This window comes from Pseudomonas sp. Hp2, from assembly GCF_006386585.1.
Lineage (GTDB): Bacteria > Pseudomonadota > Gammaproteobacteria > Xanthomonadales > Xanthomonadaceae > Pseudomonas_S > Pseudomonas_S boreopolis.
The window spans coordinates 619,822-637,876 of the sequence record NZ_VAHJ01000003.1 but is presented as its reverse complement, the minus strand read 5'-3'; the positions used below and the strand labels follow the sequence as shown (position 1 = coordinate 637,876).

Genomic DNA, 18,055 nt, shown 5'->3' with positions numbered 1-18,055 from the left:
GGACACCATGGAAAAATGGAAGGAGCGGCTGCGCGACCGCGCCCGCATGACCAGCTTCGGCCGTTTCCTGTGGAAGCGCTTCCTCGACGACCGCCTGTTCCAGGCGGCCGGCTCGCTGGCCTACACCACGGTGTTCGCGCTGGTGCCGCTGGCGATCGTGGCGTTCGGCGTGCTCTCGGCGTTCCCGGCGTTCGAGCGCTGGCAGGGCGCGCTGACCGACTTCATCTTCAACAACTTCGTGCCCGGCGCGGCGCGCTCGGTGCAGGACTTCATCAACAACTCGCTCAGCGACGTCGGCACCTTCACCGCGGCCGGCGTGATCGCGCTGGTGGCCTCGCTGCTGATCACGCTGCACAGCGTCGAGCAGACCTTCAACCGGATCTGGCGCGTGGCCTCGGCGCGGCCGAAGTTCACCCGCTTCCTGATCTACTGGACCGTGCTCACGCTCGGCACCATGCTCGCGGCCGCGTCGATGGCGACGGCGGCCTACGTGTTCGCGCTGCCGCTGTTCCACACGTCCGAGGGGAAGTGGGTGGCGCACGCGGCGTGGCGGCTGGCGCCGATGCTGGTGGAATTCGCCGGCATCGTGCTGGTGTACCGGGTGGTGCCGCAGCACAGCGTGCGCCTGCGCCATGCGGTGCCGGGCGCGCTGCTGGCGGTGGCCAGCCTGGAGACGGTCAAGTGGGGGATGGGCCTGTACCTGGGCAACTTCCAGACCTACCAGCGCATCTACGGCGCGATGTCGGCGCTGCCGATCCTGCTGCTGTGGATCTACCTGAGCTGGGTGTCGGTGCTGCTCGGCGCCTCGCTGGCGTCCTCGATCGCCGCGTTCCGCTACCAGCCGGTGGCGATGCGGGTGCCGCCCGGGTACGAGTTCTATGCCCTGCTGCGCCTGCTCGGGCGTTTCCAGCTGGCGCGCCGCGACGGCGGCGGGCTGGACGAGGACACGATGCTGCGCCTGGAGCCGATGCTGACCGACGCGCTGCAGCAGGAGCTGCTGGGCGAGCTGCAGCGCATCCGCCTGCTGCGCCGCGACGAGCGCGGCGAGTGGCTGCTGGCGCGCGACCTGGACGAGGTGACCCTGGCCGAGCTCTACGAGAGCTGCCGATTGCGCGTCGCCGCGGACGAGCGGCCGCTGCCCTGCAGCGACGACCCGCTCGGCCGCGTCGCCGGCGGCGCGCTCGACCAATTGCGGCTGTCGCTGCGCGCGCAGCTGGACCGCCCGGTCGCCGACATTTACCGACACCTGCCCGGAGAATCCGTATGAACCGTTTTTCGATCCTCGCCCTGCCGGTCCTGATGGCACTGGCGGCGTGCAATCGCGCTCCGGAAGCGCCCACGCAGGCCGCGGCCCCGGCGCAGGCGCCGGCGGACCAGGACGCGCCCGCGGCACCTTCCGCCGGCGTCGTGCAGGCCACCGCCGAACGGCCGGCCCTGGCGCTGCCCACGGTCGATGGCGGCCGCTACGACCTGGCCGGGCATCGCGGCAAATGGGTGGTGGTGAATTTCTGGGCGACCTGGTGCGCGCCGTGCCTGAAGGAAATGCCCGAGCTGTCGGCGTTGCACACGATGCGCGACAACATCGAGGTGGTCGGCCTGGCCTACGAGGACATCGAGCCGGCGCAGATGCAGGCGTTCCTGAAGGAGCACCCGGTGTCGTATCCGATCGCCATCCTCGACACCTACGACCCGCCCAAGGATTTCGCCACGCCGCGCGGGCTGCCGATGACCTACCTGATCGACCCGGACGGCAAGGTCGCCAAGCAGTTCCTGGGTCCGGTCACCGCGCACGACATCGAGGCCGCGGTGGCCGCGGCCGGCGGAAAGGCGGGCTGAGCAGGGGCGCATGCCCGGCCCGGTGCCGGGCCGGGCCGATGGCCGGTCCTGGCGATCCGCGGCCCTAAAGTTTTCCGCGGTCGGCCGATAACGTCCTGTCGCGCCCCCACCGGGCACGGGAGGTTAAGGAGCCATGCACCCGACCGCCGATCGTTTCGTCGCCGCCGTCCCGCTGTTCGGAAGGGGGCTGTGGGCGACCCTGGCGTCCGCTCCGGGCTGGCTGCTGCGCCGGCTGCAGCAGTGCCTGCAATCCTCGATGGAGCCGCTGGACGACGACGAGCCGGGGCTGCCGGCTTCGATCGAGCCGCGGCTGGGGCCTGCCCCGGCGGCATCGCCGGCCTGGCAGCGGTTCGGGCAGGGCATGCTCGATCCGCTGAGGGTGCAGCCGGCCTCGGCCGATGCGGACGGGCCGGGCTGGCAGGCCTGCATCGATCGCCTGCACGCATTGCGCGAGCACTGGCTGGCCGCGCAGGCCGAGCGCGAAGCGCGGTGGCGGCGCCTGCTCTGGCTCGACCTGGTATTGCAGCTGTCCGATCGCGGCGTGGTGCGCGCACTGGAGGACGGCAGCCTGCCGGACGTGGCCGCGCTGCGTACCGAACGGCTGCTGCTGGAGGTCGACCAAGGCCCTGCCGTCCTGGCCGAGGTGCCGGAACTGTTCGCGCGCCGCATCGCCTTCGCCCTGCAGGCGCTGCCGGAAGCGTCGCGTACCGATGCGCTGGCGCAGTGGCAGCGGTTGTCGGAACTGCAGGCGCTGGCGGCCGAGGAGCGCGGCCTGGAGGCGCGTTCGCAGGTGGTCCTGGCGCTGGCCTGGAACGACCAGGCCGACCTGGACCAGGTCGAGGTCGGCTACGCGCTGGCCGAGGAATACCGCACGGCGCTGGCGGGCTGGCTGCAACGCGCCGCGGGCGTGGCGCTGGCCGGTGGCGTGCGGCTGGACGCGTTCCTGCTCTCGCGCTGCGATGGGGCGAGCCAGGACGGGGAGACGGACGCGATCGGCTACGTGGAGGCGATGCGGCCGCTGCACGTCGGGATGGCCGCGCTGCTGCGCGACAGCCTGGACGTGCTGGTGGCGCTGGCCGATTCGGCCGAGCGCGCCCGGCCCCTGGCGCCGCCGCGGCTGGGTCAGGGATCGGCCGCGTAGTCGTCGATCGGCTCGAGCGCGCCGAACTTCTCCTTGTGCAGTTTGCCGCGCAGCGGCGGCAGCGGCAGCTCGTCGTCGGGCACGGAGCTGTCCGGCATCCGGTCGAGCAGGTCGCGGATCAGCGTGAGCCGACCGCGCTTCTGGTCGTTGAAGTCCACCAGCGTCCACGGGGCGTGCGCGGTGTGGGTGGCCTGCAGCATCGCCTCGCGGGCCCGGGTGTAGTCGGCGTACTTCTCGCGCGACTGCAGGTCGACCGGCGACAGCTTCCAGCCCTTGAGCGGGTCCTGGTGGCGTTCGGCGAAGCGCTTTTCCTGCTCGCGCTGGTCCACCGTGAGCCAGTACTTGAACAGCAGGATGCCGTCGTCGACCAGCAACTGCTCGAAGCGCGGCGCCTGCTCCAGGAACGCGTGGTACTGCGCGTCGGTGCAGTAGCCCATCACCCGTTCGACGCCGGCGCGGTTGTACCAGCTGCGGTCCATCAGCACGAGTTCGCCGGCGGCCGGCAGGTGCGCGACGTAGCGCTGGAAATACCACTGCGTGGCCTCGCGGTCGCTGGGCTTGGGCAGCGCCACCACCCGGCACTGGCGCGGGTTGAGGTGCTCGGCGACCGCCTGGATCGCGCCGCCCTTGCCAGCGGTGTCGCGGCCCTCGAACAGCACCAGCGCGCGCTGGCCGGTGTGCTGCAGCCAGCGCGCCATCGCCACCAGTTCCAGCTGCATCGGCTTGAGCAGTTTCTTGTATTCCTTTCCCTTGAGCGAAGGCATGCGGCTCTCCGGTGGCGATGGGCGGGTCATTCCCGCAGGCGCGGGCGCAGCGTCGCGAGATTGCAGGGGCGGGTGCGCGCATCGAGCTGGGCGCGGATGATCCTTTCCCATGCGGTGCGGCAGGCGGAGGTCGAGCCGGGCAGGCCGAACACGAAGCTGCCGTTGGCCAGCCCGGCGAACGCGCGCGATTGCAGCGACGCCGTGCCGATCTCCTCGAAGCTGAGCGCGCGGAACAGCTCGCCGAAGCCCGGCATGAGCTTGTCGAGCAGGGGGTCCAGCGCCTCGGGCGTGCTGTCGCGGCCGGTGAAGCCGGTGCCGCCGCTGACCAGGATGCCATCCACGGCCGGATCGGCGATCCAGGCCGAGACGATGGCGCGCAGCCGGTAGCGGTCGTCCGGCGCGATCGCGCGCTCGTGCAGCACATGGCCGGCCTCGGCCAGCGCGGCGGCGAGATAGTCGCCGGACTTGTCGTCGGCCAGGGTGCGGGTGTCGGAGACGGTCAGCACGCACAGGCGCAGCGGGATGAAGTCGGGAGCGTGGGTCATGGGCGAAGCCTAGCGGGCCGAGTGGACCAGGGACAGTGTTTCCTTCCCGCGCGGGAGAAGGTGCCCCGCAGGGCGGATGGGGGGCCGGGCGAAGCATTGGGTGGCCGGGCGATCCGGGCGACGCCCGGATCGTTTCCGGCCGGGCGCGTGGCGACGCGTCCATCCATGCGGCCACGGATGGTCTCTGCGGCGCGGCTTCGCCCGCGCCTTGTCATTCCGGGGGGGGCGGGGCTTTCGTCGCGGCTTGCAGCAGCGCGACGAAGTCGTCGGCGAAGGCGTCCATGTCGAACAGCCCGCCGGCGCGGCGGCGTTCCGCCTCCAGCCGCCCACGCACGGCCGAGAGTGCGGCGGGCGTGCGCGCCAGATGCACGGCCATGGCGACGAAGGCCGCGTCGTCGGCGACGTTCAGCGCGTCCAGGCCGAGGTGGTGGTTGAGGCTGCCGGCCACGCGCGAGGCGAAGCTCGCCCCGGGGACCGTCAATACCGGGCAGCCGGCCCACAGCGCGTCCGAGGCGGTGGTGTGCGCGTTGTACGGAGCGGTGTCGAGGAACAGGCCGGCATGCCGGTAGCGCGACAGGTAGTGAGGATGCGGCAGCTTGGGCATGAACACCAGCCGCTGCGGCGCCACGCCCTGGGCCTGTGCCGCGGCCCGCAGGCGCGCATCGGCCTGCCCCGGCCCCGACAGCAGCCAGAGCACGCTGCCTTCGACCTCGCGCAGCACCGCCAACATCCGCGCGAAGCTGCGCGGATTGAGCTTGTAGCTGTTGTTGAAGCAGCAGAACACGAAACCGTCGCCGGGCAACCCGCAGTCGCGCCGCGGCGGGGGCTCGGCGACTTCGCGGGTGTTGTCCGATGGCTGGAACGCGCGCGGCAGGCGCAACACGCGTTCGCTGTAGTGCGGCTCCAGCGCGGGCGGCAGCGCGAAGGCGTCGCCGAGCACGTAATCGACCCATGGCGCGCCGCTGGTGCCCGGATAGGCCAGCCAGTTCACCTGCACCGGGGCCGGCCGCAGCGCCAGCACTTCCGGCGCGCCGCCGCCGCCCCAGCCGCGCAGGTCGATCAGCACGTCGATGCCTTGCTCGCGGATCGCCCCGGCCGTGCGCAGGTGGTCCAGGCCGGCCACGTCGTGCAGGCGCGTGGCCGCGGCGAGCCGTTGCCGGATCGCGCTGCCGTCGTCGCGGTCGAGCGCGAACAGGTGCGCCTGCAGCGTGCCGGCGTGCCGCCGCTGCAATGCCTCGAACAAGGCCACCGTCAACAACCCGGTCGGATGCGCCCCGAAGCCGTTGGAGAGGAATCCCGCCTGCAACGCTCCCGCGTCGCGCACCCGGGCCGGCGGGAAGGGCCGGACCGAGCGCGCCAGCGGCGCCGCGCGCAAGCGCGCGCAGGCCAGTTGCTCGGCGGGCGTGGCGTCCTCGCTGAGGAAGGCGAACGGTTCCACCCCGGGCCGCTGCCGGGCGATCGCCGTGCGCACCTGCCGCGAGAGCGCGTCGAGGTCGCGCCAGTCGCACAGCTTGCGGCGCCAGTTCAACAGGTGCGCGGCGATGTACGGTTCGTCCGGCAGCAGCCGGTGCGCATGCTCGTAGGCCGCGGCGGCCGGCTCGGCTTCGCCGGCATCTTCCAGCGAGTGGCCCAGCCACAGCGCGATGCCCGGATGCTGCGGCGCCAGCCGGGCGGCCTGGCGCAGCAGGTCGGCCGATTCGCGGTGGCGTCCCTGCATCCAGCGCACCCGGCCGAGCCGGGCCAGCGCTTCCGGATGGCCCGGCCGCAGCGCCATCGCGCGCTGCACCGCCGCCTCGCCGGCGGCGACCGCTCCCCGCTCCATCTCGGCATCGCCCAGCATCAGCCAGGAGACGAAATCCTGCGGATTGCGCCGGACCGCCTCGCGCAGCTGCAGCACTTCCGGCGGCGATGCGTCGTGGCCGTTCATCGCCGTGCTTGCGGCAGGAATCCCGTTCCCGGCGCCTTGCCGGCCCGGCCGTGCCGGGACCGAAGCCGCTCCCGCGGGGGATGCGCGAGGCGGCTCACGTGCCCTCGGCCAGCCGCGCCAGTTCGTCGGCCTGGTGCTCGTGCAGCAGCCGCTCGACCAGGCCGTCCAGGTCGCCCTCGATGATGTTGGGCAGGTCGTACAGGGTCAGGCCCTCGACGCGATGGTCGGTGATCCGCCCCTGCGGGAAGTTGTAGGTGCGGATGCGCTGGCTGCGGTCGCCGCTGCCGACCTGCAGCTTGCGGGTCTGCGCCTCGGCGGCGGCCTGCTTGCTGCGTTCGGTCTCGACCAGCTGCGCCTTCAGCCGCTTCATCGCCTTGTCGCGGTTGGCGTGCTGGCTGCGCTCGGTCTGGCATTCCACGACCACGCCGGTCGGGATATGGGTGATGCGGATCGCCGACTCGGTCTTGTTGACGTGCTGCCCGCCCGCGCCGGAGGAGCGGAACGTGTCGATCTTCAGGTCGGCCGGGTTGATCTCGATCTCCTCGATCTCGTCGGCCTCGGGGATGATCGCCACCGTCGCCGCCGACGTGTGGATGCGCCCTTGCGACTCCGTCGCCGGCACGCGCTGCACGCGATGGGTGCCGGATTCGAACTTCAGCTTCGAGTACGCGCCGCGGCCGACGATGCGCGCGACGATCTCCTTGTAGCCGCCGTGCTCGCCGGGATTGTCCGACTCGACCTCGACCTTCCAGCCCTGGCGCTCGGCATAGCGCGCGTACATGCGGAACAGGTCGCCGGCGAAGATCGCGGCCTCGTCGCCGCCGGTGCCGGCGCGCACTTCCAGGAACAGGTTGCCCTCGTCGCGCGGGTCCTGCGGCACCAGCAGCAACAGCAACCGCTGCTCCAGCTCGGCCAGGCGGGCTTGCGCGGCGGCGATCTCCTCCTCGGCCAGCTCGCGCATTTCAGGATCGGCGCGCATCGCCTCGGCGGCGGCCAGGTCGGCCTTGGCGCGGGCTTCCTCGGCCAGCGCGGCGGCCACGGGTTCGAGCTGCGCGAATTCGCGCGACAGGCTGCGGAAACGTTCGTTGTCGCCGACCACGTCCGGGTCGGAGAGCAGGCGTTCGAGTTCTTCGCGGCGCTCGGCCAGCGCTTCCAGCTTACGGCGCAGGGTCGGCGTCATCGGTCCTCACGATCGGGGTGTTGATGTCGGGGTGGCGGTAGCCCGGCTTTTCCGGGAACAGCCGGTCGGCGGCGCGGGTCAGCTCGGCGTCGCCGCTGAGCGCGGCCTCGCGCAGCGCCGCGGTCGGCGGGTGCAGCAGGCGGTTGGTCAGTGAATGCGCCAGCAGCTCCAGCACCTCCTCGGCGGGCTTGCCGTTGGCCAGTTGCTGCCGGGCCTTGCCCAGCAGTTCGTCGCGGGTGCTGTCGCCGAAGGCGCGCAGGCGCTTGAGCGGCGCCTGGCGGCCGCCGGCCTGCAGGATCTCGACGTAGCGCGCCACCTGCAGGTCGATGATCTCCTCGGCGGCGTTGGCCGCCTCGCGGCGGCTGCGGCGGTTGTCCTCGACCGCGCGCTCCAGGTCGTCCACGGTGTAGAGGAAGGCATCGGCCAGCTGCGCCACCTCGGGCTCGATGTCGCGCGGTACCGCCAGGTCGAACAGCAGCATCGGCTTGCGCTTGCGTTGCCGCAGCGCCTGCTCGACCTGGGCGCGCTTCACCACCGGCGCCGGGCTGGCGGTGGCCGAGAACACCACGTCGGCCTCGGCCAGGTGGCGCTCCAGCTCGTCCAGCGGCAGCGCATAGCCGCCGTGCTGGCTGGCCAGCGCCTGGGCATGGGCGAGGGTACGGTTGGCGATCAGCAGCCGGCGCACCCGGCCCTCGCTCAGGTGCTTGGCGGCCAGCTCGATGGTTTCGCCGGCGCCGACCAGCAGCACCGTCGATTCGCTCAGTCGCGCGAACGATTCCTGCGCCAGCCGCACCGCGGTGGAGGCCACCGAGACCGGATTGGCGCCCACCCGGGTGTCGGTGCGGGCGCGCTTGGCGACCGAGAAGGCCTGCTGGAACAGCCGGTCCAGGCGACTGCCGAGCGCGCCATGGGCGCGCGCGACCGCCCAGGCGTCCTTCACCTGGCCCAGGATCTGCGGTTCGCCCAGCACCATCGAATCCAGCCCGGTCGCGACCCGGAACAGGTGGCGCACGGCGGCGGCGTCATGGTGCTGGTACAGGTAGCCCGACAGGCCCGGGGCATGGCCGTCCAGCCATTGCGCCAGCGCCCGCGGGTCGCGGGCGATCGCGTACAGCTCGGTGCGGTTGCAGGTGGACAGCAGGGCGGCCTCGTCGACCTCGGGCAGCGCGCGCAGCGACGCCAGCGCGCCCGGCAGCGTATCGCCGCTGAACGCAGCGCGTTCGCGCAGGTCCACCGGCGCGCTCTGGTGGTTCAGTCCGAGCACCCACAACGTCATTCGTTCAGTCGCTTGCGATAAGCTGCTGGCCATTCAGGGCCACCATTTTACGGCCCGGTCGTATCCGATGCCCGTATCGATTCGCATCCTGAGTGTTCCCCTGCTGCTTTCATTGGCCTGCGCGGCCTGGGCGGCCCCCGCGCGAACGGCCCCCGCGACCGGAAGCGGCGTGCTGGAGCCGGTGCTCGCCGGCGAATTCGCCCTGCAGGCGGGCCAGTTGGACGACGCCTCGCGCTGGTACCTGCAGGCCGCCCAGGCCGAGGCCGGCGATGCCGGGCTGGCCGAGCGCGCCACCCGGATCGCGATGCTGGCCAACGACGACGCGCGCGCGACCGAGGCGCTGGCGCTGTGGCGCCAGCGCGCCCCGGAATCGCTGGCGATGCGCAGCACCGAGGCGTCGCTGGCGCTGCGCAAGGGCGAGCTGCGGCTGGCGCGCCGCGACCTGCTGGCGCTGCTGCGCGATCCCGACCCGCGCGGCTGGCGCTTCGCCCTGGTGGCGCTGGCCAACTCGCGCGACCCTGACGTCTCGGCCAAGGCGCTGGACGAGCTGGTCAAGGCCGGCGCGATTCCCAACCGGATCGAGGCCTGGCAGGAGTTCGGGCGCCTGGCGCTGCGGATGGAAAGGCCGGAGCTGACCCAGCGCATCATCGGCGAGGTCGTGCGCCGCTTCCCGAACGAGCCGCGCGTGGCCCTGCTGCACGCCAACCAGCTCAGCCAGGCGGGCCGCCGCGACGAGGCGCTGGCCTTGCTGAAGGGGGTCGAGCCGAAGGCGGCGAACGATTCGGACCTGCGCGGCGCGCTGGCGCTGGCCTACGACGCGATGGGCGACGTGTCCGACGCCGCGCGCGTGCTCGCGGTCGGCCCGCAGGACACCCAGACCTACGGCCTGCGCGCCTCGCTGCTGGCCAAGAAGCAGGACAACCCGGGCCTGGTCGCGCTGTACGAGGAGCTCAAGGCCGATTCCGACAAGCCGCAGCCGGACCGCCGCCTGCTGCTCGGCAAGATCGCCGAGTACCTCAAGCGCTATGCCGAGGCCGTGGACTGGTATCGCGGCGTGCCCGGCGGGCCGCTGCGCAGCGAAGCGCAACTGCGGGCGGCCAGCGCGTTGTTCGAGCTGGGCCGCAAGCAGGAGGCGTTCGACCAGGTCCACGCGCTGCAGGCCGATGCCGACGCGGACGACGATGCCCGCCGCGACGCCTACCTACTGGAGGCCGAGCTGCGCCAGCGCGACGGCGACGACGCCGGCGAGCTGGATGTGTTCGCGCGCGGCCTGGCGGCCTACCCGGACGACAGCGCGCTGCTGTACGCGCGCGGGCTGGCCTGGGAGCGCCGCGACGACATCGCCCGCGCCGAGGCCGACCTGCGCAAGATCCTGGTCTCCGAGCCGGAGAACGTGGCCGCGCTGAATGCGCTCGGCTACACCCTGGCCGACCGCACCACCCGCTACAAGGAGGCGCTGGCGCTGATCGACCGCGCCCGCACGGCGGACCCGGACAATGCCGCGATCATCGACAGCTACGGCTGGGTGCTGTACCGCATGGGCCGCACCCGCGAGGCGCTGGTGCAACTGCGCCGGGCCTGGAGCCTGTTCAAGGACCCGGAGATCGCTGCCCACATCGGCGAGGTGCTGTGGGTCGGCGGCGACCGCGACGAGGCCCGGCGCTACTTCGACGAGGCGCGCAAGCTCGACCCCGACAATCGCGCGCTGAAGCGCGCCGAGGAGAAGCTGGGCCCATGAACCGTGCGATCCTGCCGCGGCTGCCGGTGCTGGCGGCCATGCTCGCGCTCGCCGCGTGCTCGACGATGCCGCGCGGCCCGGCGCCCGTGGCCGGGCAGGTGGTGGAGCACGTCCCGCCCGAGGCGCGCCAGGCCGAGGCGGAGCGCCAGGCCTGGCTGGCGGCGCATCCGGACTGGTCGTTCCAGGGGCGCGCGGCGATCGCCAAGGGCCGCAACGGCGGCAGCGGCCGGGTCGACTGGCAGCAGCGGGGCGAGGTCTACCGGATCCAGCTCAGCGCGCCGGTGACCCGCCAGAGCTGGACCCTGGACGGCGACCTGCGCACGGGGAGCGGCCGCCTGGAAGGCTTGGCCGGCGGCCCGCGCGCGGGCGCCGACGCCGAGCAGGTGCTGCTGGAAGCCACCGGCTGGCGGATCCCCGTCAACCAGCTGCCCGGCTGGGTGCGCGGGCAGGTGGCCGAGGGGCAGGGCGAGGTCGACTTCGACGCCGACGGCCGGCCGCGGACGCTGCGCCAACAGGGCTGGACCATCGAATTCCTGGAGTGGTACCCGGCCCAGGACGGCCGCCCGGCCCTGCCGCGCCGGATCGAGGCGGGCAGCGGCGACGCCAAGGTCAGGCTGATGCTCGACCAGTGGGACATCCCCGCGCAATGAGTACCGCCGAGCGTGCCTGGTCGGCGTGGCCCGCGCCGGCCAAGTTGAACCTGTTCCTGCACATCACCGGGCGCCGCGCCGACGGCTACCACCTGTTGCAGACCGTGTTCCGCCTGCTGGACTGGGGCGATACCGTGCACCTGCGCGTCCGCGCCGACGGCCTGGTCCGGCGCGAAGGCGAGTCCGTGGCCGGGGTCGCCGAGGCCGACGACCTGATGGTGCGCGCGGCAAGATTGCTGCAATCTGCGTCCAATTGCGCGCTAGGTGCCGACATCCGCGTCCAAAAGCGCATTCCCGCGGGCGGCGGCTTTGGCGGCGGTTCCTCGGATGCGGCGACGGTGCTGGTGGCGCTGAATGCGCTCTGGGGCACCGGCCTGGACGAGGACGCGCTGGCCGCCCTCGGGCTGCGGCTCGGGGCCGACGTGCCGGTGTTCGTGCGCGGCCACAACGCCTGGGCCGAGGGGATCGGCGAGCGGCTGGCGCCCATCGACCTGCCGGCGGCGGCGTACCTGCTCGTGAATCCCGGCGTGCATGTCCCGACCCCTGAACTTTTCCGGTCCCCGGATTTGACGCGGGATGCCGCGCCCGCGAAAATAGCGGACTTCGCTTCCGGGGCCTTGCTCGGCAATGCGTTCGAACCGGTCCTGCGTCGCCGGGAACCCGCGGTGGAAGCCGCGTTCCAGGCGCTGTCGAGGGTCGGGCGACCGCGTCTGACCGGGTCGGGCAGCGGCTGCTTCGTCGAATTCGACACGCGCGACGCCGCAGAGCGGGCGCGGGTCGCATTGCCGGACGGCCTGGATGCGTGGGTGGCGGAGGGCGTCGTGCGCTCGCCGCTGCTCGCCGCGCTGGAAACGATGCAGCTTTGATGCAGGGGCGTCGCCAAGAGGCCTAAGGCACCGGGTTTTGATCCCGGCATTTCGTAGGTTCGAATCCTACCGCCCCTGCCATGTTGGTTATGCAGGTCCCCCTGCAAAAGCCCGCACATCCATGTGCGGGGATTCGACGGAAAAGCCTGGGTTGGACGCCGGGCCGGTGGTTCGGGGCGTGGCTTCGAACGCCGGATCTGGTTCGACAGAACGCTTTTCGGATTCAAGCTCCACGCCGCCGCCCGAGAGACTCTCCAATGCAAGACGAACGCAATTTGCTGGTGTTCTCCGGCAATGCCAACAAGCCCTTGGCGCAAAGCATCTGCAAGGAGCTGGGCGTGCGGATGGGCAAGGCGCTGGTGTCGACCTTCTCCGACGGCGAGGTCCAGGTCGAGATCGAGGAGAGCGTGCGCCGGCAGGAAGTGTTCGTCGTGCAGCCGACCTGCGCGCCGAGCGCCGAGCACCTGATGGAGCTGCTGGTGATCATCGACGCGCTCAAGCGCGCGAGCGCCGCCAGCGTCACCGCGGTGATCCCGTACTTCGGCTATTCGCGGCAGGACCGCCGCATGCGCTCCTCGCGCGTGCCGATCACCGCCAAGGTCGCCGCCAAGATGATCAGCGCGATCGGCGCCGACCGCGTGCTGACCGTGGACCTGCACGCCGACCAGATCCAGGGCTTCTTCGACGTGCCGGTCGACAACGTCTACGCCTCGCCGTTGCTGTTGGCCGACATCTGGCGCGCCTACGGCACCGACAACCTGATCGTGGTCTCGCCGGACGTCGGCGGCGTGGTGCGCGCCCGCGCGGTCGCCAAGCGCCTGGACGACGCCGACCTGGCGATCATCGACAAGCGGCGCCCGCGCGCCAACGTCGCCACGGTGATGAACATCATCGGCGACGTGCAGGGCAAGACCTGCGTGCTGGTCGACGACCTGGTCGACACCGCCGGCACCCTGTGCGCGGCCGCCGCGGCGCTCAAGCAGCGCGGCGCCACCAAGGTCGTGGCCTACATCACCCACCCGGTGCTGTCCGGCCCGGCCGTGGACAACATCACCAACTCCCAGCTCGACGAGCTGGTGGTGACCGACACCATCCCGCTGTCCGACGCCGCCCGCGTCTGCAGCAAGATCCGTCAGCTCAGCGTCGCCGAGCTGCTGGCCGAGACGATCCGCCGCATCGCGTTCGGCGAATCGGTCAGCTCGCTGTACGTCGACTGACGCCGCATTCGGCGGCTGCGGCCGCCGGCAACACGGCTCCCCTGGTCGCGGGGGAGCCGCAATACCGCCGCGAGGCGGTTCATCAACCTAAGGTAGTAAGAAAATGGCAGAGACTCATGTGATCAAGGTCCAGCGCCGCGAAGACGAGGGGAAGGGTGCGAGCCGCCGCCTGCGTCGCGCGGGGCAGATCCCGGCGATCGTCTACGGTGGCGATCTCAAGCCCGTCAACATCCAGCTCGACCACGAAGAAGTGTGGCTGGCCCAGCAGAACGAGTGGTTCTACTCCTCGATCCTGGACCTGAGCCTCAACGGCGACGTGCAGAAGGTGCTGCTGCGTGACCTGCAGCGCCACCCGTACAAGCAGCTGATCATGCACATCGACTTCCAGCGCGTGAACGAGAACGAGAAGCTGAACGCCTCGGTCCCGCTGCACTTCGTCGGCGAGGACAAGTCGCCGGCCGGCAAGACCGCCGGCGTCGTGGTCACCCACGAGCTGAACGAAGTCCAGGTGCAGTGCCTGCCGAAGGACCTGCCGGAGTTCATCGAGGTCGACCTGTCGGCCCTGGCGGTCGGCGCGGTGGTCCACCTGTCCGACATCAAGCTGCCGGCGGGCGTCGAGCTGCCGGCCCTGAAGCTGGGCAAGGAGCACGACGTGGCGGTGGTCATCGCCAAGCACGCGGCGGCCGAGGAAGAGCCGGCGGCGGGCGAGGGCGAGGCCAAGTAATCGCCTTGCGGTCCCCGCGCCGTCCGGCGCGGGGATCGTCGCGAAGAGCTGCCAGATGGCGACAGGCCTGCGACTGATCGTCGGACTCGGCAACCCCGGTCCGGAGCACGCCCAAACCCGGCACAACGCCGGGTTTCATTTCGTCGAGGCCCTCGCGCGCCGCGAAGGCGCGCGCTGGAGCCTGGAATCCAAACTGTTCGGCGAGGTGGCCAAGGTCGCGGTCGCCGGGCAGCCGGTCTGGCTGCTCAAGCCGGCCACCTTCATGAACCTCAGCGGCAAGTCGATCGCCGCGGCCCTGCGCTTCTGGAAGATCGAGCCGGAGCAGATGCTGGTCGCGCACGACGAACTGGACTTGCCGCCCGGAAGCGCGCGGCTGAAGTTCGACGGCGGCCATGGCGGCCAGAACGGCCTGCGCGACACCATCCGCCTGCTTGGCCACGCCCGGTTCCATCGCCTGCGCCTGGGCATCGGCCATCCCGGCCACAAGGACCGGGTGGTGGGCTGGGTGCTGGGGCGGCCGTCGCCGGCCGATGCCGTGCTGCTCGAACGGGCCATCGACGATGCCCTGGACGTGCTGCCGCTGGCGGTCGCGGGCGATTTCAACGAGGCGATGAAGCGATTGCATACTGGCAAGGATTAGAGATTGGGGATTCGGGATTCGACGGAGCGGCGCTGCGCTCGCCTTGCGAATCCCGAATCCCGAATCCCGAATCCCGGACTTACGACATGGGTATCAAATGCGGCATCGTCGGCCTGCCCAACGTGGGCAAGTCGACCCTGTTCAACGCGCTGACCAAGGCGGGCATCGCTGCGGCCAACTTCCCGTTCTGCACGATCGAGCCGAACGTCGGCATCGTGCCGGTGCCGGACCCGCGCCTGAACCAGCTGGCCGAGATCGTGAAGCCGCAGAAGCTGGTGCCGACCGCGGTCGAGTTCGTCGACATCGCCGGCCTGGTCGCCGGCGCCGCCAGCGGCGAGGGCCTGGGCAACAAGTTCCTGGCCCACATCCGCGAGGTCGACGCGATCGCCCACGTGGTGCGCTGCTTCGAGCACGGCGACATCGTGCACGTGGCCGGCCGGGTCGACCCGATCTCCGACATCGAGACCATCGACCTGGAGCTGGCGCTGGCCGACCTGGACAGCGTCGAGAAGGCGCTGAACCGGGCCGAGCGCGCCGCCAAGGGCGGCGACAAGGACGCCATCGCGCGCAAGCCGGTGCTGGCCAAGCTGCAGGCGGCGCTGGCCGACGGCAAGCCGGGCCGCAGCCTGGGCCTGGACGAGGAGGAGAAGGCGCTGGTCCGCGACCTGTTCCTGCTCACCCTCAAGCCGGTGATGTACATCGCCAACGTGCTCGAGGACGGCTTCGAGAACAACCCGCACCTGGACGCCGTGCGCGCCCGCGCCGGGGCCGAGGGCGCGCAGGTGGTGCCGGTGTCGGCGGCGATCGAGGAGGAGCTGTCGCAGCTCGACGACGCCGACCGCGATGCGTTCCTGGCCGACCTGGGCCTGGACGAGCCGGGTCTGAACAGGGTGATCCGCGCGGCCTACCGGCTGCTGGGGCTGCAGACCTATTTCACCGCGGGCGTGAAGGAGGTCCGGGCCTGGACCGTGAAGGCCGGCGCGACCGCCCCGCAGGCCGCGGCGGTGATCCATACCGACTTCGAGAAGGGCTTCATCCGCGCCGAGACGATCGCCTTCGACGACTTCGTCAAGTACAAGGGCGAGGCCGGCGCCCGCGACGCCGGGCGGCTGCGCCTGGAGGGCAAGGAATACCGCGTGCAGGAGGGTGATGTCCTGCATTTCCGCTTCAACGTCTGACGGCGGTGCATGGCGCATTCATCCCGGGTGCGGCCATGCGGCGAAGTGAAAATTTCTGTTGACAGAATCGTAAAGCGAGCCCAGAATTGCGGGCTCTTTCACCCCGGGTCGATTTGCCGAAGGGCAAGCCGGCGGGGCGAAATCCGGAGGGATACCCAAGCGGCCAACGGGGGCAGACTGTAAATCTGCTGGCTTACGCCTTCGGTGGTTCGAATCCACCTCCCTCCACCAGTTTTTGTTGTGACATGCGGTATCCCGGTGCGGGAGTAGTTCAATGGTAGAACCTCAGCCTTCCAAGCTGATGGTGCGGGTTCGATTCCCGTCTCCCGCTCCATTGGACTCCAATGCATGGCACAATAGACAACTCCGCTCACGTAGCTCAGTCGGTAGAGCACCTCCTTGGTAAGGAGGAGGTCGATGGTTCGATTCCATTCGTGAGCACCATATCCAGTCGCCACCACATTCAACGATCACCGAGAAGAAGCAGCCATGGCCAAGGGTAAGTTCGAGCGCACCAAGCCGCACGTCAACGTCGGCACCATCGGTCACGTCGACCACGGCAAGACCACGCTGACGGCTGCCCTGACGAAGATCGGCGCAGAGCGTTTCGGTGGCGAGTTCAAGGCGTACGACGCGATCGACGCGGCGCCGGAAGAGAAGGCGCGCGGCATCACGATCTCGACGGCGCACGTGGAATACGAAAGCCCGACCCGCCACTACGCGCACGTGGACTGCCCGGGTCACGCCGACTACGTGAAGAACATGATCACCGGTGCGGCGCAGATGGACGGCGCGATCCTGGTGTGCTCGGCCGCGGACGGCCCGATGCCGCAGACCCGCGAGCACATCCTGCTGTCGCGCCAGGTGGGCGTGCCGTACATCGTCGTGTTCCTGAACAAGGCGGACATGGTGGATGACGCCGAGCTGCTCGAGCTGGTGGAAATGGAAGTGCGCGAGCTGCTGAGCAAGTACGAGTTTCCGGGCGACGACACCCCGATCATCAAGGGCTCGGCCCGCCTGGCGCTGGAAGGCGACCAGTCGGAGATCGGCGTGCCGGCGATCATCAAGCTGGTGGACGCGCTGGACACCTGGATCCCGACGCCGGAGCGCGACATCGACAAGCCGTTCCTGATGCCGGTGGAAGACGTGTTCTCGATCTCGGGCCGCGGCACCGTGGTGACCGGCCGTATCGAGCGCGGCGTGATCAAGGTGGGCGACGAAATCGAGATCGTGGGCATCCGTCCGACCCAGAAGACCACCGTGACGGGCGTGGAAATGTTCCGCAAGCTGCTGGAGCAGGGCCAGGCGGGCGACAACGCGGGCCTGCTGCTGCGCGGCACCAAGCGTGACGAGGTGGAGCGTGGCCAGGTGCTGGCCAAGCCGGGCTCGATCACCCCGCACACCGAGTTCGACGCGGAGGTGTACGTGCTGTCGAAGGACGAGGGCGGCCGCCACACCCCGTTCTTCAAGGGCTACCGTCCGCAGTTCTACTTCCGTACCACGGACATCACCGGCGCGGTGCAGCTGCCGGAGGGCGTGGAGATGGTGATGCCGGGCGACAACGTGAAGATGTCGGTCACGCTGATCAACCCGGTGGCGATGGACGAGGGCCTGCGCTTCGCGATCCGCGAAGGCGGCCGTACCGTCGGCGCCGGCGTGGTCTCGAAGATCACCAAGTGATGTAAGGCGCGTCCCGGCCTCGGCCTGGACGCCTTTGCCGGACGGCAGCCCGCCAGGCGGGGCCAGCGACTAGGCAAAGAACGCGGCGGGCCGGCTGAACATCGGTCCGCCTTCGTTGTCTAAAGGGTTAGCGATAAAGAGTTCATACGCCAGTAGCTCAATTGGCAGAGCAGCGGTCTCCAAAACCGCAGGTTGGGGGTTCGAGTCCCTCCTGGCGTGCCACTCCCGCTGTCCCGCCCCAGAAACCGGGCCAGATCGGTAACCAGAAGCCGGATGAACAGCAAAATCGAACCTTCCAAGGGCGCCGCTTCCGGTGGCGACATTGCCAAGTACGTGATCTCCGCGGTGCTCCTGCTCGCGGGGTTGTTCGTTTGGTTCTGGTTCTCCGCGCCGGAGCGTTCCGCCCAGCTGGGTACCTGGACGTCGCAGCTGCGCGGCCTGGCCGTCGTGGTCGGGCTGGTGGCCTCGATCCTCGTGTTCCTGGGTACGGCCAAGGGGCGCGACACGCGCGGGTTCCTGTCCGAATCCCGCTTCGAGCTGCGCAAGGTGGTCTGGCCGACCCGCCAGGAGGCCATCCGTACCACGTGGGTCGTCATCGTCGTGGTCATCATCCTGAGCCTGCTGCTGGGGGGCTTCGACTTCGTCATCCAGAAGCTCACGCAGTGGTTCCTGGCGCGTTGAGGAGAATCGAAC

Annotated in this window: 17 protein-coding genes and 5 tRNA genes; 17 read left to right on the top strand and 5 right to left on the bottom strand. The window is 70.5% G+C overall.

The annotated features are described in order from the left end of the window. Positions 1–7: 7 nt before the first annotated feature. The 3 genes from FD678_RS12345 (at position 8) to FD678_RS12335 (ending at position 2,977) form a co-directional block, all read left to right on the top strand. Positions 8–1,267 (top strand): YihY family inner membrane protein, encoded by a 1,260-nt coding sequence (locus FD678_RS12345; RefSeq protein ID WP_177497758.1) that lies wholly within the window; start codon positions 8–10, stop codon positions 1,265–1,267. Then, on the top strand, positions 1,264–1,836 hold the full coding sequence (locus FD678_RS12340; protein WP_140723710.1) for a TlpA family protein disulfide reductase: 573 nt from the start codon (positions 1,264–1,266) through the stop codon (positions 1,834–1,836). The genes FD678_RS12345 and FD678_RS12340 overlap by 4 nt, the downstream gene beginning before the upstream one ends. A 133-nt stretch (positions 1,837–1,969) precedes the next feature. After that, on the top strand, positions 1,970–2,977 hold the full coding sequence (locus FD678_RS12335; RefSeq protein WP_140723707.1) for a hypothetical protein: 1,008 nt from the start codon (positions 1,970–1,972) through the stop codon (positions 2,975–2,977). Here FD678_RS12335 and ppk2 read toward each other — a convergent pair. The 5 genes from ppk2 to hemA form a co-directional block, all read right to left on the bottom strand. Next, the gene (gene ppk2, locus FD678_RS12330) at positions 2,959–3,741 is read right to left on the bottom strand and encodes a polyphosphate kinase 2 (RefSeq protein WP_140723703.1); all 783 of its coding nucleotides are present in this window, start codon (positions 3,739–3,741) and stop codon (positions 2,959–2,961) included. The genes FD678_RS12335 and ppk2 overlap by 19 nt on opposite strands. A 26-nt stretch (positions 3,742–3,767) precedes the next feature. Further along, on the bottom strand, positions 3,768–4,286 hold the full coding sequence (gene moaB / locus FD678_RS12325) for a molybdenum cofactor biosynthesis protein B (protein ID WP_140723700.1): 519 nt from the start codon (positions 4,284–4,286) through the stop codon (positions 3,768–3,770). 211 nt (positions 4,287–4,497) lie between these two features. Then, on the bottom strand, positions 4,498–6,213 hold the full coding sequence (locus tag FD678_RS12320; RefSeq protein WP_140723695.1) for an O-linked N-acetylglucosamine transferase, SPINDLY family protein: 1,716 nt from the start codon (positions 6,211–6,213) through the stop codon (positions 4,498–4,500). A 94-nt stretch (positions 6,214–6,307) separates the two neighbouring features. Beyond that, the gene (prfA, locus tag FD678_RS12315) at positions 6,308–7,393 is read right to left on the bottom strand and encodes a peptide chain release factor 1 (RefSeq protein ID WP_140723691.1); all 1,086 of its coding nucleotides are present in this window, start codon (positions 7,391–7,393) and stop codon (positions 6,308–6,310) included. Beyond that, a complete protein-coding gene (hemA, locus tag FD678_RS12310; RefSeq protein WP_140723686.1) occupies positions 7,371–8,669 on the bottom strand; it encodes a glutamyl-tRNA reductase in 1,299 nt (432 codons plus the stop codon). Before hemA ends, prfA begins: the two co-directional genes overlap by 23 nt. Before the next feature lie 169 nt (positions 8,670–8,838). Here hemA and FD678_RS12305 point away from each other — a divergent pair, with 169 nt between their 5' ends. The 14 genes from FD678_RS12305 (at position 8,839) to secE (ending at position 18,043) form a co-directional block, all read left to right on the top strand. Further along, positions 8,839–10,407 (top strand): tetratricopeptide repeat protein, encoded by a 1,569-nt coding sequence (locus FD678_RS12305; RefSeq protein WP_218569671.1) that lies wholly within the window; start codon positions 8,839–8,841, stop codon positions 10,405–10,407. Next, a complete protein-coding gene (lolB, locus tag FD678_RS12300; protein ID WP_140723680.1) occupies positions 10,404–11,057 on the top strand; it encodes a lipoprotein insertase outer membrane protein LolB in 654 nt (217 codons plus the stop codon). Before FD678_RS12305 ends, lolB begins: the two co-directional genes overlap by 4 nt. Next, positions 11,054–11,923 (top strand): 4-(cytidine 5'-diphospho)-2-C-methyl-D-erythritol kinase, encoded by an 870-nt coding sequence (gene ispE, locus FD678_RS12295; protein ID WP_140723677.1) that lies wholly within the window; start codon positions 11,054–11,056, stop codon positions 11,921–11,923. The genes lolB and ispE overlap by 4 nt, the downstream gene beginning before the upstream one ends. A gap of 3 nt (positions 11,924–11,926) precedes the next feature. Next, positions 11,927–12,004, top strand: a tRNA-Gln gene (locus FD678_RS12290). A 176-nt stretch (positions 12,005–12,180) separates the two neighbouring features. After that, positions 12,181–13,140: a ribose-phosphate diphosphokinase gene (locus FD678_RS12285; RefSeq protein ID WP_140723674.1), complete on the top strand. Its 960-nt coding sequence runs from the start codon at positions 12,181–12,183 to the stop codon at positions 13,138–13,140. A 103-nt stretch (positions 13,141–13,243) separates the two neighbouring features. Then, positions 13,244–13,864: a 50S ribosomal protein L25/general stress protein Ctc gene (locus tag FD678_RS12280; protein ID WP_140723669.1), complete on the top strand. Its 621-nt coding sequence runs from the start codon at positions 13,244–13,246 to the stop codon at positions 13,862–13,864. A gap of 55 nt (positions 13,865–13,919) precedes the next feature. Beyond that, a complete protein-coding gene (pth, locus tag FD678_RS12275; RefSeq protein WP_140723666.1) occupies positions 13,920–14,504 on the top strand; it encodes an aminoacyl-tRNA hydrolase in 585 nt (194 codons plus the stop codon). An 86-nt stretch (positions 14,505–14,590) separates the two neighbouring features. Further along, positions 14,591–15,682: a redox-regulated ATPase YchF gene (gene ychF / locus FD678_RS12270; protein ID WP_140723663.1), complete on the top strand. Its 1,092-nt coding sequence runs from the start codon at positions 14,591–14,593 to the stop codon at positions 15,680–15,682. Between the two features lie 145 nt (positions 15,683–15,827). Further along, a tRNA-Tyr gene (locus tag FD678_RS12265) sits at positions 15,828–15,913 on the top strand. Between the two features lie 29 nt (positions 15,914–15,942). After that, positions 15,943–16,016, top strand: a tRNA-Gly gene (locus FD678_RS12260). Between the two features lie 34 nt (positions 16,017–16,050). Beyond that, a tRNA-Thr gene (locus FD678_RS12255) sits at positions 16,051–16,126 on the top strand. A gap of 45 nt (positions 16,127–16,171) precedes the next feature. After that, on the top strand, positions 16,172–17,362 hold the full coding sequence (tuf, locus tag FD678_RS12250) for an elongation factor Tu (RefSeq protein WP_140723624.1): 1,191 nt from the start codon (positions 16,172–16,174) through the stop codon (positions 17,360–17,362). 146 nt (positions 17,363–17,508) lie between these two features. Continuing rightward, positions 17,509–17,584 (top strand) — tRNA-Trp (locus tag FD678_RS12245). 51 nt (positions 17,585–17,635) lie between these two features. Then, positions 17,636–18,043, top strand: a complete 408-nt coding sequence (secE, locus tag FD678_RS12240; protein WP_140723660.1) for a preprotein translocase subunit SecE — start codon at positions 17,636–17,638, stop codon at positions 18,041–18,043. Positions 18,044–18,055 lie beyond the last annotated feature (12 nt).